Source organism: Streptomyces tibetensis (genome assembly GCF_007655005.1).
Classification (GTDB): Bacteria; Actinomycetota; Actinomycetes; order Streptomycetales; family Streptomycetaceae; genus Streptomyces; species Streptomyces tibetensis.
The window spans coordinates 145,994-162,292 of record NZ_SZVW01000012.1; the positions used below are offsets into that span (position 1 = coordinate 145,994).

Annotated in this window: 13 protein-coding genes; 8 read left to right on the top strand and 5 right to left on the bottom strand. The window is 70.1% G+C overall.

What is annotated here, in order from left to right; genetic code table 11:
- Positions 1-26: 26 nt before the first annotated feature.
- The 3 genes from gltX to FDO69_RS21370 all read right to left on the bottom strand — a co-directional run bounded on the left by gltX (position 27) and on the right by FDO69_RS21370 (position 2,666).
- Entirely contained in the window at positions 27-1,511 is a 1,485-nt protein-coding gene (gltX, locus tag FDO69_RS21360; RefSeq protein ID WP_104781459.1) for a glutamate--tRNA ligase, read from the bottom strand.
- The gene (locus tag FDO69_RS21365; protein ID WP_104781460.1) at positions 1,504-2,280 is read right to left on the bottom strand and encodes a fumarylacetoacetate hydrolase family protein; all 777 of its coding nucleotides are present in this window, start codon (positions 2,278-2,280) and stop codon (positions 1,504-1,506) included. Before FDO69_RS21365 ends, gltX begins: the two co-directional genes overlap by 8 nt.
- Before the next feature lie 194 nt (positions 2,281-2,474).
- The gene (locus tag FDO69_RS21370) at positions 2,475-2,666 is read right to left on the bottom strand and encodes a hypothetical protein (protein ID WP_104781461.1); all 192 of its coding nucleotides are present in this window, start codon (positions 2,664-2,666) and stop codon (positions 2,475-2,477) included.
- A gap of 603 nt (positions 2,667-3,269) precedes the next feature.
- Between FDO69_RS21370 and FDO69_RS21375 the strand changes: the two genes are divergently transcribed.
- The 8 genes from FDO69_RS21375 (at position 3,270) to FDO69_RS21410 (ending at position 14,235) form a co-directional block, all read left to right on the top strand.
- Complete coding sequence (locus FDO69_RS21375) at positions 3,270-7,409, top strand: sensor histidine kinase (RefSeq protein WP_104781462.1); 4,140 nt, start codon at positions 3,270-3,272, stop codon at positions 7,407-7,409.
- 9 nt (positions 7,410-7,418) lie between these two features.
- A complete protein-coding gene (locus FDO69_RS21380) occupies positions 7,419-7,832 on the top strand; it encodes a roadblock/LC7 domain-containing protein (RefSeq protein WP_030851929.1) in 414 nt (137 codons plus the stop codon).
- Between the two features lie 110 nt (positions 7,833-7,942).
- Positions 7,943-8,338, top strand: a complete 396-nt coding sequence (locus FDO69_RS21385) for a DUF742 domain-containing protein (RefSeq protein ID WP_030851927.1) — start codon at positions 7,943-7,945, stop codon at positions 8,336-8,338.
- Positions 8,319-8,894 carry a GTP-binding protein gene (locus FDO69_RS21390; RefSeq protein ID WP_104781463.1) on the top strand — a complete coding sequence of 192 codons (576 nt, stop codon included), beginning with the start codon at positions 8,319-8,321 and terminating at the stop codon, positions 8,892-8,894. Before FDO69_RS21385 ends, FDO69_RS21390 begins: the two co-directional genes overlap by 20 nt.
- A gap of 376 nt (positions 8,895-9,270) precedes the next feature.
- Positions 9,271-12,576 (top strand): sensor histidine kinase, encoded by a 3,306-nt coding sequence (locus tag FDO69_RS21395; protein ID WP_167526649.1) that lies wholly within the window; start codon positions 9,271-9,273, stop codon positions 12,574-12,576.
- A 10-nt stretch (positions 12,577-12,586) separates the two neighbouring features.
- Positions 12,587-13,000, top strand: a complete 414-nt coding sequence (locus FDO69_RS21400; protein ID WP_003993185.1) for a roadblock/LC7 domain-containing protein — start codon at positions 12,587-12,589, stop codon at positions 12,998-13,000.
- A 94-nt stretch (positions 13,001-13,094) separates the two neighbouring features.
- Positions 13,095-13,673, top strand: a complete 579-nt coding sequence (locus FDO69_RS21405) for a DUF742 domain-containing protein (RefSeq protein ID WP_029181511.1) — start codon at positions 13,095-13,097, stop codon at positions 13,671-13,673.
- The gene (locus tag FDO69_RS21410) at positions 13,654-14,235 is read left to right on the top strand and encodes a GTP-binding protein (RefSeq protein WP_014675207.1); all 582 of its coding nucleotides are present in this window, start codon (positions 13,654-13,656) and stop codon (positions 14,233-14,235) included. Before FDO69_RS21405 ends, FDO69_RS21410 begins: the two co-directional genes overlap by 20 nt.
- Positions 14,236-14,412: 177 nt before the next feature.
- Here FDO69_RS21410 and FDO69_RS21415 read toward each other — a convergent pair whose 3' ends face one another.
- Together FDO69_RS21415 and FDO69_RS21420 are read right to left on the bottom strand one after the other, a co-directional pair.
- Positions 14,413-14,607, bottom strand: coding sequence for an acyl-CoA carboxylase subunit epsilon (locus FDO69_RS21415; RefSeq protein ID WP_104781465.1), 195 nt, complete (start codon positions 14,605-14,607; stop codon positions 14,413-14,415).
- Between the two features lie 35 nt (positions 14,608-14,642).
- Complete coding sequence (locus FDO69_RS21420; RefSeq protein ID WP_104781466.1) at positions 14,643-16,226, bottom strand: acyl-CoA carboxylase subunit beta; 1,584 nt, start codon at positions 16,224-16,226, stop codon at positions 14,643-14,645.
- Positions 16,227-16,299: the final 73 nt, after the last annotated feature.

Here is a 16,299-nt window from a genome sequence, read left to right on the forward strand (position 1 = left end):
CCGCCCTCGCGGTGTGGTGCTTCGCGTTACGCGGCGAGCTTCGCCAGCGCCGCGTCGATCCGGGCCAGGGTGGTCTCCTTGCCCAGGACCTCCAGGGACTCGAACAGCGGCAGGCCGACCGTGCGGCCGGTGACGGCGACGCGGACGGGGGCCTGGGCCTTGCCGAGCTTGAGGCCGTGGGCCTCACCGGCGGCCAGGACGGCCTCCTTGAGCGACTCGGCGGAGGTCCAGTCGGCGGCCTGAAGCTTCTCGCGGGCCGTGCGCAGCAGGGCGTCCGAGCCTTCCTTCATCGCCTTGGTCCAGGAGGCCTCGTCCTCGGCCGGCTCCGCCAGGAACAGGAAGTCGACGTTGTCGGTGATCTCGGAGAGGACCTTGAGGCGGGTCTGCGCGTGGGGCGCGATGGCCTGCCACTTCGCCTCGTCGAAGGCCTCGGGCGCCCAGGGGGCGAACGGCGCCTGGAGCCAGGGGCGGCAGCGCTCGGTGAAGTCCTTCACGTCCAGCAGGCGGATGTGGTCGCCGTTGATGGCCTCGCACTTCTTGAGGTCGAAGCGCGCCGGGTTGGGCTGCACGTCGGAGATCTCGAAGGCCGCGGTCATCTCGTCGATTCCGAACACGTCCTGGTCGGCCGAGAGGGACCAGCCGAGCAGGGAGAGGTAGTTGAGCAGGCCCTCGGGGAGGAAGCCGCGCTCCCGGTAGAGGTTGAGGGAGGACTGCGGGTCGCGCTTGGAGAGCTTCTTGTTGCCCTCGCCCATCACGTACGGCAGGTGGCCGAAGGACGGGATCTCCTTGGCGATACCCAGCTCGATCAGTGCCTTGTACAGGGCGATCTGGCGGGGGGTGGAGGAGAGCAGGTCCTCGCCGCGCAGGACGTGGGTGATCTCCATCAGGGCGTCGTCGACCGGGTTGACCAGCGTGTACAGCGGGGCGCCGTTGGCGCGGACGATCCCGTAGTCCGGGACGTTCTCCGGGGTGAAGGTCAGCTCGCCGCGGACCAGGTCGGTGAAGGTGATCGTCTCGTCGGGCATCCGGAAGCGGACGATCGGCTCGCGGCCCTGGGCCTGGTACTCCTCGACCTGGGCGGCGGTCAGCTCACGGCAGTGGCCGTCGTAGCCGGAGGGCTTGCCGGCGGCGCGGGCGGCCTCGCGGCGGGTGTCCAGCTCGTCCTGGGAGCAGTAGCAGCGATAGGCGTGGCCGGCGTCGAGCAGCTTGGCCGCGACGTCCTTGTAGAGGTCCATGCGCTGCGACTGGCGGTACGGCGCGTGCGGGCCGCCGACCTCGGGGCCCTCGTCCCAGTCGAAGCCCAGCCAGCGCATCGAGTCGAGCAGCTGGGTGTACGACTCCTCGGAATCGCGGGCCGCGTCGGTGTCCTCGATGCGGAACACCAGGGTGCCCTGGTGGTGCTTGGCGAACGCCCAGTTGAACAGGGCGGTGCGCACCAGACCCACGTGGGGGTTACCGGTGGGCGAGGGGCAGAAACGGACGCGTACGGGGGAGCCGGGTGCGCTAGCCACGCTTGACAACCTTGTTGGTGAGAGTGCCGATGCCTTCGATGGTGACGGCGACCTCGTCGCCGACGTTGAGGGGGCCGACCCCAGCCGGGGTGCCGGTGAGGATGACGTCGCCGGGGAGCAGCGTCATGGCCTCGGAGATGTTGACGATCAGGTCCTCGATGGAGTGGATCATCTCGCTGGTGCGGCCCAGCTGGCGCTGCTGGCCGTTGACCGTGAGCTGGATGGTGAGGTCGCTCGCGTCCAGGTCCGTCTCCACCCAGGGGCCGAGCGGGCAGGAGCTGTCGAAGCCCTTGGCCCGGGCCCACTGCTTCTCGCGCCGCTGCACGTCACGGGCGGTGATGTCGTTGGCGCAGGTGTAGCCGAAGATCACGTCCTTGACGCGTTCGCGCGGCACCTCGCGGCACATCCGGCCGATCACCACGGCCAGCTCGGCCTCGTGGTGCACCTCCTCGGAGAAGGAGGGGTACTGGATCTCGTCGCCGGGGCCGATCACCGAGGTGGACGGCTTGAAGAAGGCGAAGGGAGCGTCGGGCACCTCGTTGCCCAGCTCGCGCGCGTGCTCCGCGTAGTTGCGGCCGAAGGCCACGACCTTGTTGGGGAGCACCGGCGGCAGCAGCCTGACCTTGCTCACCGGCACCTTGGTACCGGAGAGCTCGAAGTCCGCGAACGGGATGCCCTTGATGATGTTCAGGACGAGTTCGTCCTGCTTGTCGCCCTCGATGGCGCCGAAGGCGACGTTCCCGTCGATGGAGAACCTGGCGATGCGCACGGGTTGCTTGGCCCCTTGACTGAAGCGGCTGGAGTCTGACGGTCCAGGCTAACGCGGGGAGGTGGCCTCGCCCCGCGCATTACGAGGGGGCGCCCCGTCACATACGAGGGGGCGCCCCCGTCACGGGGGCGCCCCTCGGAAATCCGGTCCCGTCGCCGTGAGCATCCGGCGGCCGGCACACGTACTGGCTGGTGTCACTCCGCGGCCGCGGCGGCCGCGACGGGGATCTCCATGAGGACGGTGCGCTTGGGGTTTGCGGTCTGGGCCGGCAGTTCGACGGGGTGCTCCGGCTGCTCCGGCGTCTGCAGTTCGCCGGCGTCGTCCAGGTGTGCCAGCGTCGTGCGTCGCGGGTTGGCGATCTTGTGGAACATCGTCGTCGTCTTCACTGTTTACTTGACCCTGTCCTGTGACGGGCGCCCCGGGGATGTGTGAACCCCCGTACGGGCGCGGGTTGTCGGTTGTGCCATCGCTGTAAAGCGTCAGGCTAAACATCCGATTCCCCGGCCCCGTCGCGTGGGGGTCATGATCGGCATGTGAGTTTTCTCACGAATCAGAGGGCGAATCGGTCAAACCGGACTCGCACCCCACCCCAACGAAACGGACATTGGCCCACTGAAGCCATCATTCCGCTGCTGATCATGGCGACTGGGACACCCGGCGCGGCTCGTCGACTCGCGGGATTACGCCCGAAATGGGCGAACTCTCTTTCTACGACCGGTGATCCGCCACTCACATGGTGTCACCTACATCACGGCTCGGCCTACGGGCCTTGTTGGAGATCCTGTGCTGTGCTGGAATCTCACGGACCGCCGCAGGATCGAGCCGGCGCACAGGGGGCGCACAGACGCGCCGAGTGGCGGTGAGAAGGGGAAGCCAGCGCCGGTCACTCAAGACCACCACGGGGGCGTTTTTCAGGGCGTCCCCAGAACGCCGACACCGTGCCCCGCCGTTCAGGCGACGGGGTGCCTGGTCCAGAGGTTGCGACGCTAGTGCAGGGACGTTTCAAGAGGGATGGCAGCGCTTCGGCGGAGCCGGAGCCGCACGGCGGGACTGGCCCCGTGAAAGGCGGCCCCGCGCCCCAGCACGCCCAGAACCAGGGCCCGGCCGGTGACGGCGGTGAGCGCTCCGCGCGCGCCGGTACGTCGGGGGCCGCGGGTTCTTCCCCGGCGCTGAAGCCGCCGACGGGCCCGACCGGCCCGGGGCCGCGAATAGCCCTGCGCAACTGGCGCATCTCCACGCGACTGGTGTCGCTGCTCGCCCTGCCGGTGGTCGCGGCCACCTCGCTGGGCGCGCTGCGTATCGACCAGTCCATGGACGACATCCAGCAGCTGGACAACATGAAGCTGCTGACGGACATGACCAAGCAGGCCACCGAGCTGTCGGCCGCGCTCCAGGAGGAGCGTGACCAGTCGGCCGGCCCGCTGGCGCACGGCGGCAAGGCGACCGACTTCACGGTCAAGGGACTTCGCGAGAAGACCGACCGGGCGCGGAAGAACTTCCTCGACAGTTCCGAGGAGATCGACGGCGCCAGCAAGGACGGCAACCTCAAGGGCGTCCGCGAGTACCTCGTCCAGCTCGCCGGCGAGCTCGGCGACCTGGAGCAGATCCGCAAGGGCGCCTACGCCTCCGAGGGCAACTCCACGCAGACGATCGAGGCGTACCACCGTCTGATCGAGAACCTGATCGACCTCTCCCAGGACATGGCCGAGGCGACCAGCAACCCGGACATGATCCAGCGCACGCGTGCGCTCGCGGCGTTCTCCTCCGCCAAGGAGTACTCCTCGATCCAGCGCGCGGCCCTCGCGGCGGCACTGCCCGCGAGCAACACCACGACCGGCAAGCTCTCGCCCAACGACCGGCTCTACGCCGAGTCCGCCCTGGAGAGCCAGAACTCCGAGATCCGCAGCTTCAAGAGCATCTACGGCGAGGACGCCGCAGCCGAGCTGCTGAAGCCGATCGAGGACGGCGGAAACTCCACCATCAAGGCGACCGACACCTACGCCGGTCGTGCCCTGGTCTCCGCGAGCGGTCTCGCCCAGCAGGACAAGCGGTCCTACCGCGACTGGCTGGACGACAGCTCCACCAAGATCCAGCAGATGAAGAACATCGAGCACACGCTGCTCGAGGAGATGGAGCAGAAGGCCCGCGAGCTGCGCAGCGCCACCGAGCGCGACGCGATCATCTCCGGTGTCCTGATCCTGATCGTGCTCGGTGTGTCGCTGGTCGGCGCCTTCGTCGTGGCGCGGTCCATGATCCGCTCGCTGCGCCGCCTGGAGGACACCGCGACCAAGGTCGCCTCCGACCGTCTGCCCGAGCTGGTCAAGCAGCTGTCCGAGTCCGACCCGCAGGACGTCGACACGTCCGTGGAGTCGGTCGGTGTGCACTCCCGGGACGAGATCGGCCGGGTGGCCGCGGCCTTCGACGACGTGCACCGCGAGGCGGTCCGCCTCGCCGCCGAGCAGGCCCTGCTGCGGGGCAACGTCAACGCGATGTTCACCAACCTCTCGCGCCGCTCCCAGGGTCTGATCCAGCGCCAGCTGTCGCTGATCTCCGAGCTGGAGTCCCGCGAGGCCGACCCGGACCAGCTGTCCTCGCTGTTCAAGCTCGACCACCTCGCCACGCGTATGCGCCGTAACGGTGAGAACCTCCTCGTCCTCGCGGGTGAGGAGCCCGGCCGCCGCTGGACCCGCCCGGTCCCGCTGGTCGACGTGCTCCGCGCCGCCGCGTCCGAGGTGGAGCAGTACGAGCGCATCGAGCTGGCCTCGGTGCCGACCACCGAAGTGGCCGGCCGCGTGGTCAACGACCTCGTGCACCTGCTCGCCGAGCTGCTCGAGAACGCGACCTCCTTCTCCTCGCCGCAGACCAAGGTCAAGGTCACCGGTCACGCGCTGCCCGACGGCCGTGTGCTGATCGAGATCCACGACACCGGTATCGGTCTGTCGCCGGAGGACCTGGCGGCGATCAACGAGCGGCTCGCCTCTCCCCCGACGGTGGACGTCTCCGTCTCCCGCCGCATGGGCCTCTTCGTGGTCGGCCGGCTGTCGCAGCGCCACGGCATCCGCATCCAGCTGCGCCCGTCCGACTCCGGTGGTACGACCGCGCTGGTCATGCTGCCCGTCGATGTCGCCCAGGGCGGCAGGAAGCCCCAGCCCAAGCAGCCCGGTCAGCCGTCGGCCGGCGGCGGTCCGGCCGCCGCGCAGGCCGCCGCCGGTGTGGCCGCGGCTCGGCGTGCCGCCGGGTCCGGCCAGGGCGGCGGTGCCCTCGGCGCCGGTGCGTCCGGCGGGGCCTTCGGTGGCGGTGCGTCCGGCGGCGGCCGGCTCGCTTCCGGTCAGGGCCCGCGGGCCGCGCTGCCCGGGCGTGACGCGGACGGTGGCCGTCCGGGAACGCCCGGTGGGGCGCGCGGACCGCAGGGTCCCGGGACCTCGTCGTTCGAGCAGGGTGGTTCCTCGCAGGGCCGTCCCGCTCCCGCGGGCACCGGGTACGGCCAGCAGGCGCCGGGTGCCCCGCAGGGTCTGCAGGCGGCGGGCACCAACGGGCCCCAGGGCCAGGACGCCTTCGGCGGAGGCCGGAGCCGCAAGAAGCAGGGCGGCGACGCCGAGCAGGGCACGGGCCGCAGGCCGCAGCTGCCGCCGCGCGGCGGACCGCGTGCCGAGCTGCCCGGCGGTGACGCGCAGCCGCGCGTGCCGAGCTGGAGCGACGAGAACGCCCAGCCGCCGGCGCCGCGCGCCTCGCTGGACGCCCCGCGCGGGCACGAGGAGCCGGACCTCTCCCGTACGTCTTCGCTGCCGCGCGCCGACGACCGGCAGGGCCCCGGCGCGACGGCGGAGATGCCGGCCGTGCCGCGCGACGACGACCGGCAGGGCCTCGGCTCCCCGGCCGACTTCGGCGCCGCCCAGCAGGCGGACCCGTTCGGCCCCGGTGCGAACACCTCGCAGGGCCAGGGCCAGTTCGTCCGCCCGGACGTCTTCGGCACCCCCGGCGGTCGCCACGACGCCTCGTCCGCGTCGGGCCAGTACCCGGCACCGCAGTCCTACGACAACGGCTCGACGGGCCAGTACCCCGCGCCCCGCCAGGACAACGGCAACCAGTCCCCGGCCCCGCGCCAGGACAACGGCTCCACGGGCCACTACACGCCGCCGCGTCAGGACAACGGCTCCACGGGCCACTACACGCCGCCGCGTCAGGACAACGGCTCCACGGGCCAGTACCCCGCGCCCCGCCAGGACAACGGCAACCAGTACCCGGCCCCGCGCCAGGACAACGGCTCCACGGGCCAGTACCCGGCGCCGCGTCAGGACAACGGCTCCACGGGCCAGTACACGGCGCCGCGTCAGGACAACGGCTCCACGGGCCAGTACCCGGCGCCGCAGTCCTACGACAACGGCTCGACGGGGCAGTACCCCGCGCCCCGCCAGGACAACGGCAACCAGTACCCGGCCCCGCGCCAGGACAACGGCTCGACCGGTCAGTACCCCGCACCCCGCCAGGACAACGGCTCCGGGCGGCCCACCCTCCCGGCCACGCCGGCCGACCCCACGGGCACGGGCCGGTTCGAGCAGCCGCAGTCGGGCGGCGGCCGGGGTCCGGCCGACTTCGGTGCCCCGCGTCCGCCCGCCCCGCAGGCCCGGCCCGTCCGGCAGGAGCCCGAGGCCCTGCCGCCGGCGTCCGGTCCGGGCGACGGTCGTACGCCACTGTTCGACACGCTGGAGACCAACTGGTTCCACGGCCAGCAGGAGCAGCAGCCGCAGAACAACGGCTCCGCCCCGGCAGCCCCCCAGCAACCGCAGCAACCGCAGCAACCGCAGGGACCCACCGGTCCGCAGCGGTCCGCCCCCGCCGGCTGGCGCACCTCGCCGAACGACGACCTCGTCCGACAGGCCGAGCGAGTCCGCCAGCCCGCCGCGGGTGGTGTCACCACCTCCGGCCTGCCGCGCCGGGTGCCCCGGGCCAACCTCGTCCCGGGCACGGCGCAGCAGCAAACCCACCAGAGCGGTCCGCAGGTCTCGCGTGCGCCCGATGACGTGCGCGGCCGGCTGACCAATCTCCGTCGGGGAATCGCACAGGGTCGTCAGGCCGGGTCCACCCAGACCGGCAGCCACCCACGGCCCACTCACCAGCAGGAGCGTTAGTTGAGTCCGATGAGCCAGGCGGCACAGAATCTCAACTGGTTGATCACCAACTTCGTGGACAACACCCCCGGGGTGTCCCACACCGTCGTCGTGTCCGCCGACGGTCTCCTCCTGGCGATGTCGGAGGGCTTTCCGCGCGACCGCGCCGACCAGCTCGCGGCCGTCGCCTCGGGTCTGACGTCCCTGACGGCAGGCGCTTCCCGGATCTTCGAGGGCGGCGAGGTGGCGCAGACGGTCGTGGAGATGGAGCGGGGATTCCTCTTCCTCATGTCCGTCTCGGACGGCTCGTCCCTCGCGGTACTCGCCCACCCCGAGTGCGACATCGGCCTCGTCGGCTACGAGATGGCGCTCCTGGTCGACCGCGCGGGCGCGGTCCTCACCCCCGACCTCAGGGCTGAGCTCCAAGGCAGTCTGCTCCACTGATCGGCCCCGGCACCACCCGTCTCACCACATCACCGTCCGGCCGCCACACACCCCACACAGGCCCCGTCAGACGGCTTGCTGACCGACTTGCTGTCCCGCCCGGAGGACCCATGACCCCGCCCACCGCCTCTCATGATCCGTACGCGGAGCCGTACGAGGACGAGGGCGACCAGCCGCTGGTCCGGCCGTACGCCATGACCGGCGGCCGGACCCGGCCGCGCTACCAGCTGGCCATCGAGGCACTGATCAGTACGACCGCGGACCCCGCCGCGCTCATGGGGCTGCTCCCTGAGCACCAGCGGATCTGCCACCTGTGCCGTGAGGTCAAGTCGGTGGCCGAGGTGTCGGCGCTGCTCAACATGCCGCTGGGCGTGGCCCGGATCCTGGTCGCGGACCTCGCCGAGGCCGGTCTCGTCGCGATCCACCAGCCGGGCGGCGACGACGCCACCGGCGCGCCGGACGTGACACTGCTCGAAAGGGTGCTCAGTGGACTTCGCAAGCTCTGACGCGGGGCGGTCCACCACCTCCGCGAAGATAGTGGTGGCCGGCGGCTTCGGCGTGGGCAAGACCACGTTCGTGGGGGCCGTCTCGGAGATCAACCCGCTGCGCACCGAGGCCGTCATGACGTCCGCCTCGGCCGGCATCGACGACCTCACCCACACCGGGGACAAGACCACCACGACGGTGGCCATGGACTTCGGCCGTATCACCCTGGACCAGGACCTGATCCTGTACCTCTTCGGTACGCCGGGCCAGGACCGCTTCTGGTTCATGTGGGACGACCTGGTGCGCGGCGCCATCGGCGCGGTGGTGCTCGTGGACACCCGGCGCCTGGCCGACTGCTTCCCGGCCGTCGACTACTTCGAGAACAGCGGCCTGCCCTTCGTCGTCGCACTGAACGGCTTCGACGGACAGCAGCCCTACCAGCCGGAAGAGGTGCGCGAGGCGCTGCAGATCGGGCCCGACACCCCGATCATCACGACAGACGCCCGGCACCGGGCCGATGCGAAGAGTGCCCTGATCACGCTGGTCGAGCACGCTCTGATGGCACGGCTGAGGTAGCACCCAATTCAGAAGTGCGATACGGCAGTTGTCGTAGATACACCGGAGCCGACTGTGTCCTTTGACACGGTCGGCCAAGGTGTTCATAACGTTTCGGCAGAGGAATCGGGTGGTACGGCCACGCGTCGCGCACATCCGGTCTCGCTGCGCGCACAATCGCCCCGCCTTTTGGCGGGGCTCGCTCTTTATGACCGTTTTATCTGGGGCTTACATCGCCGGGAATCCGCCCCCAGGACTGTTTGGAAGAGCGCTGGTCGTCGTGCTGGAATGCCTGAACTGCCCAATAGTCAATGACGCCCTCGTGCGTCGCTGGCGTCTTGGGCTCTGAACACTGCGGCACAACGTTGGTGCCGACCGCCGAGAGGTTGTTGGTCGAGTGAGGCGAAGCAAGAACAGTCCCGAGCCGTCGGCCCGGGGCAACTTCACCCCGCCGCCGCGCACAGCGGCGCCCGCCCCCGTGCCCGGTTCGGAACCGACGGCCGCGCCCGCCGAGAGCGGCGGCCGTCTCTCCCCGCGCAACTGGCGTGTGGCGACCAGGCTGAACGCGATCCTGCTCATACCCGTGGTGGTCGGCCTCGTCATGGGCGGCTTCCAGGTGAAGAGCTCGATCGACACCTGGCAGGAGGCCGAGGACGCGGAGAACACCGCGCGCCTGGTCCGCGCCTCGCTGCTCTACGCCAACGCCCTCTACATCGAACGCGACATCACCGCCGCCCCGCTGCTGCAGGGCAAGGGCAAGGACGACAAGACCGTCGTCGACGCCCGCAAGCTCACCGACCGGGCCGCCGACGAGTTCGACGCCGCGGCGCAGAACATGCCGGCCAAGCCGGGCCTGGAGCGCCGGCTGGACCTGTTCCGCAAGGCGGAGCCGAAGCTGGCCACCCTCCGCCAGGTCGCCTACACCTCCAGGCTCAAGGGCGTACAGACCGAAGAGGGCTACGTCGAGGTCGCCCACCCGCTGACGGAGTTCGCCAACGAGCTCGGCCTCGGCACCGGCAACATCACCAGCTACGGCCGGACCGTGTACGCCATCGAGCTCACCAAGGCCGCCCTGTCGCTGCAGCGGTCCATCGGCATGCACATCCTGGTCAAGCCGGGTCCCGACGACGGCAACCTGTCCAGCCAGCGCATCGCCCTGTCCTCGTACGCCTACCTCGAGCGCATCGCCGTGCAGGAGTACATCGGCGGTGGTACCGAGCAGGACGCGGCCAAGCTCAAGACGGCGGAAGCCAAGATCAAGGCCGACGGTGCCGCGATGGCCCGGGAGGCCAAGGCCAAGAACCCCGACTACGTCCCGCCGCCGGCCAACCCGACGACGATGATCTCGGCCGTGGCGACGCTGCCGAGCACGGACGCGAGCGCCCGTGCCGCGCTCGCCCAGAGGGGCATCACCGCCGAGAACTGGTGGGCGGTCAACACGCTCAAGTTCGACGCGTACGAGAAGATCGAGACGGACATGGCCGACAAGGCCGTGAGCGAAGCGTCCGACATCGCCGACGACGCCCAGCGTGACGCCTACATCACCGGTGCCGCCGTCGTGGTCGCCCTGCTCCTGGCCTTCATCCTGGCCGGCGCGGTCGCCCGCCAGATGAGCCGCTCGATGCGCCAGCTGCGCAACGCCGCCTTCGGCATCGCCGAGCAGCGCCTGCCGATGCTGGTCGACCAGCTCTCCCGCACCGACCCCGGCCGCGTCGACACCCGTGTCCAGGCCATCCCGATCTCCACCACGGACGAGATCGGCGAGGTCGCCCGGGCCTTCGACCAGGTCCACCGCGAGGCCGTCCGGCTCGCCGCCGAGCAGGCCCTGCTGCGGGGCAACATCAACGCGATCTTCACCAACCTCTCGCGCCGCAACCAGTCGCTGATCGAGGGCCAGCTGACCCTGATCACCGACCTGGAGAACAACGAGGCCGACCCGGACCAGCTGGAGAACCTCTTCCGCCTGGACCACCTCGCGACCCGTATGCGCCGCAACGGCGAGAACCTCCTGGTCCTCGCCGGCGAGGAGCCCGGCCGCCGCTGGGACCAGCCGGTCCCGCTGGTCGACGTGCTGCGCGCCGCCTCCTCCGAGGTGGAGCAGTACGAGCGCATCGAACTCTCCGGCGTCCCGGAGGCCGAGATCCACGGCCGCGCCGTGACCGACCTCGTGCACCTGCTCGCCGAGCTGCTGGAGAACGCGACGACGTTCTCCTCCCCGCAGACCAAGGTCCGCGTGACCGCCACCCGTCTTCCCGACGGCCGCGTCATGATCGAGATCCACGACAAGGGCATCGGCCTCACCGCCGAGGACTTCGCGGACATCAACCACAAGCTGGCCAACCCGCCGACCGTGGACGCCGCGATCTCGCAGCGCATGGGTCTGTTCGTGGTCGGCCGGCTGTCCGACCGGCACGGCATCCGTGTCCAGCTGCGCCCCTCGGGCGAGCAGGCCGGCACCACCTCGCTGGTCATGCTGCCGGACGCGATCACCCACGGTGGTGGCGGCGAGCAGCACGTGGACCGCGACGAGTTCACCGTCTCGCAGATCATCCCGGAGCAGAACTTCGGTGGCGGCGGCGAGAACTTCAACCAGCAGCCCATGCGCACGGCCGCGGAACTCGGCTTCGACGACAGCCGCTACTCCGACGTCCCCGACGACATACGGGAGCTGGACCCCGTGGGCCGCTCCCTGATGCGCGAGGAGCGCCGGGCGGCCCTGGAGTCCCAGTCGCACGAGCAGCCCGCGCTGCCCGCGCAGAGCGGCCAGGAGCCTTCCCAGGCGACCGGCTACCGCGACGAGTACAACGGGCAGCAGGGCTACGACGCCGGGCAGGCCTACGACACCGGCCAGACCGGCTACCCGGAGCAGCAGCCGTCCGCGTACGACCGTCAGGCGCCGTACGAGCAGCAGCAGCCGTCCTACGACGAGCAGCGGCACACGGCGTACGAGGAGCCGCAGCGGTCTGCTTACGACGAGCAGTACTACGCGCCCAACGGCAGCGTGCCGCAGAACGACACCTTCTCGCCGAACGGCGGCTACCCGGAGCCCTCCTATGCGGAGCCGGCCCGGGAGGAGCCCTCGGGGCAGGGTGCGGGCGGCGCGGGCGGTTTCGCCGCGTTCGAGCAGCGACGTCACCAGGACGACTGGCCGCAGCAGGACGGTTACCAGAACGGCTACCCGAGCCAGTACCCTTCTCAGGCCCAGGAAACGGAATCTGCGCAGGCCGCTGACGCAAGTGAGCAGGACCGCGTAGGCTTCGACCGTCCGGGATCGAGCCCCTCCGCCGCTCACACGATGACCGACGCCGGGCTTCCCCGCCGTGGACCCACCGCGAGCGGTGGGAACGGTACGGGTGGCGCACGGCATGTGAGCCAGGAACCGCCGGCCTCCACTCCGGAGAGCAACGGCGACGACTGGCGCTCGGCCAACGACGAGCGGTGGCAGCAGGCCTCGCAGCTCCGGAAGCCCAAGGCGGGTGGGGTCACCTCCTCCGGCCTGCCGCGGCGGGTACCCAAGGCGAACCTGATCGAGGGTGCCGCCGAAAGCACCCCCCAGGGAGGCCCACAGATCTCCCGCGCCCCGGAGGACGTCCGGGGCAGGCTGAGCAACCTGCGTCGAGGCGTCCAGCGCGGACGCAGCGCAGGCAGTGAAACGAACGGCCAGGGCTTCGGTCCTGACAGCACCTACAACCAGGAGCGTTAGTGTGAGCCCGATGAGCCAGGCGGCACAGAACCTGAACTGGTTGATCACCAACTTCGTGGACAACACCCCGGGGGTGTCCCACACGGTGGTGGTCTCCGCCGACGGACTCCTTCTGGCGATGTCCGAAGGCTTCCCCCGCGACCGCGCCGACCAGCTCGCGGCCGTCGCCTCCGGTCTGACGTCTCTGACGGCAGGCGCCTCCCGGATCTTCGAGGGAGGCGCGGTGAACCAGACGGTTGTGGAGATGGAGCGGGGATTCCTCTTCATCATGTCCGTATCCGACGGTTCGTCGCTCGCCGTTCTCGCTCATCCCGAGGCGGACATCGGCCTCATCGGGTACGAGATGGCACTGCTGGTCGACCGAGCCGGTACGGTCCTGACACCGGACCTTCGTGCAGAGCTCCAGGGGAGCCTGCTCAACTAGTAGACGGACGGTGCGTTTTGGCGTCCCGGGGCCGTAAGGTTTCGGGACGCGGCTCCACAGCGATGGGTGCCAGGCACAGTCGGAGGAGGAGAAAGTGGCAACACCCCCAGGCGGTTCGTCTTCGGGCAACTGGTCGTACGGCCCTGCCCAGGGCCAGGGCGACGGTGGTCAGAACCCGAACCGTTACAACTTCCCCTCTGCACCGAGCCACCGGCAGCCGTACGCGCCGCAGGGCCCCGGCCCGTCGCCGTACGACCAGCCGCCGGCCCCGCGTATCCAGCCTGTGCAGCCGCAGCGCCGCACCCCCGAGCCCGCGCCCGCCGGGGCGTCGAACAACCCCCTGGTGCGTCCGTACGCCATGACCGGCGGCCGGACCCGCCCGCGCTACCAGCTCGCCATCGAGGCGCTGGTGCACACCACTGCGCAGCCGCACCAGATGCAGGGCCAGTTGCCCGAGCATCAGCGGATCTGCAACCTCTGCCGGGAAATCAAGTCGGTCGCCGAGATCTCGGCGCTCCTCACGATCCCTCTCGGCGTGGCCAGGATCCTCGTCGCCGACTTGGCGGAGGCGGGACTGGTCGCCATCCATCAGCCCGGCGGCGACGAGAACGCCGGCGGCCAGCCAGACGTGACACTGCTCGAAAGGGTGCTCAGTGGACTTCGCAAGCTCTAGCGGAGGGCCTTCCCGCTCCACCACGTCCGCGAAGATCGTGGTGGCTGGCGGCTTCGGCGTGGGCAAGACCACGTTCGTGGGTGCCGTCTCGGAGATCAACCCGCTGCGCACCGAGGCCGTCATGACGTCCGCTTCGGCCGGCATCGACGACCTCACCCACACCGGGGACAAGACCACCACCACGGTGGCCATGGACTTCGGCCGTATCACCCTGGACCAGGACCTGATCCTGTACCTCTTCGGTACGCCCGGTCAGGACCGCTTCTGGTTCATGTGGGACGACCTGGTGCGCGGCGCCATCGGCGCGATCGTGCTGGTCGACACGAGGAGGCTCGCCGACTGCTTCCCCGCCGTCGACTACTTCGAGAACAGCGGCCTGCCGTTCGTCATCGCGCTGAACGGCTTCGACGGTCAGCAGCCGTACACGCCGGACGAGGTCCGGGAAGCCCTCCAGATCGGTCCGGACACCCCGATCATCACGACGGACGCGCGGCATCGGGCCGATGCGAAGTCGGCGCTGATCACGCTGGTCGAGCACGCTCTGATGGCACGACTGCGTTAGTTCTCCTGCTGTGGGACAGCCCCTGGCGGCCTTAGGGCTGCCGGGGGCTGTCGCGTTGCCGGGTGCGGGTTTGCGGGGGCTTGTCGCGCTCACGCGGCGGAGCCGCATATCGATACAGCCCCGCGCCCCCAAACCGAAGAAGGCCCCTCCGAGAGGGGCCTTCTTTCGGGTTCCGGGTCAGCGCCAGCTGTGCGGGGCGCGGAAGCCGGGCTCGCGTTCCAGGCGGCGCCAGCCGGCCTTGACGCGGCCGCGGTGGGCCGGGGTCGGGTCGGTGGGGCGGGCGGCGGCGCGGGCCAGGAGGATGGCCGTGATGGCGGCGACCTCCTCGGGCTCGGCGTGGCCCTTTTCGACGCGGATGTCAGGCGATTCCATGGGTGTCAGTCTCCATGAGGAAGATGTCCGCAGGGTTACTGCGGCGGGTTGCCGTGCTTGCGGGACGGCAGGTCCGCGTGCTTGGTCTGGAGCATGGCGAGGGACTTGATCAGCACCTCGCGGGTCTCGGCGGGGTCGATGACGTCGTCGACCAGGCCGCGTTCGGCCGCGTAGTAGGGGTGCATCAGCTCGGACTTGTACTCCTTGACCATGCGGGCCCGCATGGCCTCGGGGTCCTCGGCCTCGGCGATCTGGCGGCGGAAGATGACGTTGGCGGCGCCCTCGGCGCCCATGACGGCGATCTCGTTCGTCGGCCAGGCGTAGGTGAGGTCGGCACCGATGGACTGGCTGTCCATGACGATGTACGCACCTCCGTAGGCCTTGCGCAGGATCAGCGAGATCCTCGGCACGGTCGCGTTGCAGTAGGCGTAGAGGAGCTTCGCGCCGTGGCGGATGATGCCACCGTGCTCCTGGTCGACGCCCGGGAGGAAGCCGGGGACGTCCAGAAGAGTGATGATCGGGATGTTGAACGCGTCGCACATCTGCACGAAGCGGGCCGCCTTCTCGGAGGCCTCGATGTCCAGCACGCCCGCCAGGGCCTGGGGCTGGTTCGCCACGATGCCGACGACCTGGCCGTCCATCCGGCCCAGCGCGCAGATGATGTTGCGGGCCCAGCGCTCGTGGACCTCCAGGTATTCGCCGTCGTCGACGATCTCCTCGATGACCTTGGCCATGTCGTACGGCCGGTTGCCGTCCGCCGGGACCAGGTCCAGGAGGACGTCCGAGCGGCGGTCGGCCGCGTCCGAGGACTCCGAGCGGGGCGGGTTCTCGCGGTTGTTCTGCGGGAGCAGGGAGAGCAGGTAGCGGACCTCGGCGATGCAGGTCTCTTCGTCGTCGTAGGCGAAGTGGCAGACACCGGAGGTCTCGGCGTGGACGTCGGCGCCGCCCAGGCCGTTCTGCGTGATCTCCTCGCCCGTGACCGCCTTGACGACGTCGGGGCCGGTGATGAACATCTGCGAGGTCTCGCGGACCATGAAGACGAAGTCGGTGAGGGCGGGGCTGTAGGCCGCGCCGCCGGCGCACGGGCCGAGCATCACCGAGATCTGCGGGATCACGCCCGAGGCCTTGGTGTTGCGCTGGAAGATGCCGCCGTAGCCGGCGAGGGCGGACACGCCCTCCTGGATACGGGCGCCGGCGCCGTCGTTCAGCGAGACCAGCGGGGCACCGGCCGCGATGGCCATGTCCATGATCTTGTGGATCTTCGTGGCGTGGGCCTCGCCCAGGGCGCCGCCGAAGATGCGGAAGTCGTGCGCGTAGACGAAGACCGTGCGGCCCTCCACCGTGCCCCAGCCGGTGATCACACCGTCGCTGTACGGCTTCTTGCCCTCCAGGCCGAAACCCGTGGCCCGGTGCCGGCGCAACTGCTCGACTTCCCGAAAGGACTCCGGGTCCAGGAGGAGCTCGATCCGCTCCCGCGCGGTCAGCTTGCCCTTGGCGTGCTGCGCCGCGGTCGCCTTCTCGCTCGGTCCGGCCACCGCCTGCGCACGGATCTCGTGCAGTTCGGCCACGCGTCCGCGCGCGTCGGTCGGCTCACCCGGCGCCTCATCCAAAACGGTCATGTAGCGACCTTACGAAGTCAACCTAGGAATGCGAGCCGTCGACTCCTCACAGTCTCCGGCGTGTTTTCCTGGT

What these genes read in the sequence shown, in the direction of transcription:
- FDO69_RS21380 (WP_030851929.1), top strand. Translation starts at nt 7,419, where the DNA reads ATGAGCCAGGCGGCACAGAATCTCAACTGGTTGATCACCAACTTCGTG.
- FDO69_RS21385 (WP_030851927.1), top strand. Translation starts at nt 7,943, where the DNA reads ATGACCCCGCCCACCGCCTCTCATGATCCGTACGCGGAGCCGTACGAG.
- FDO69_RS21400 (WP_003993185.1), top strand. Translation starts at nt 12,587, where the DNA reads ATGAGCCAGGCGGCACAGAACCTGAACTGGTTGATCACCAACTTCGTG.
- FDO69_RS21415 (WP_104781465.1), bottom strand. Translation starts at nt 14,607, where the DNA reads ATGGAATCGCCTGACATCCGCGTCGAAAAGGGCCACGCCGAGCCCGAG.
- FDO69_RS21420 (WP_104781466.1), bottom strand. Translation starts at nt 16,226, where the DNA reads ATGACCGTTTTGGATGAGGCGCCGGGTGAGCCGACCGACGCGCGCGGA.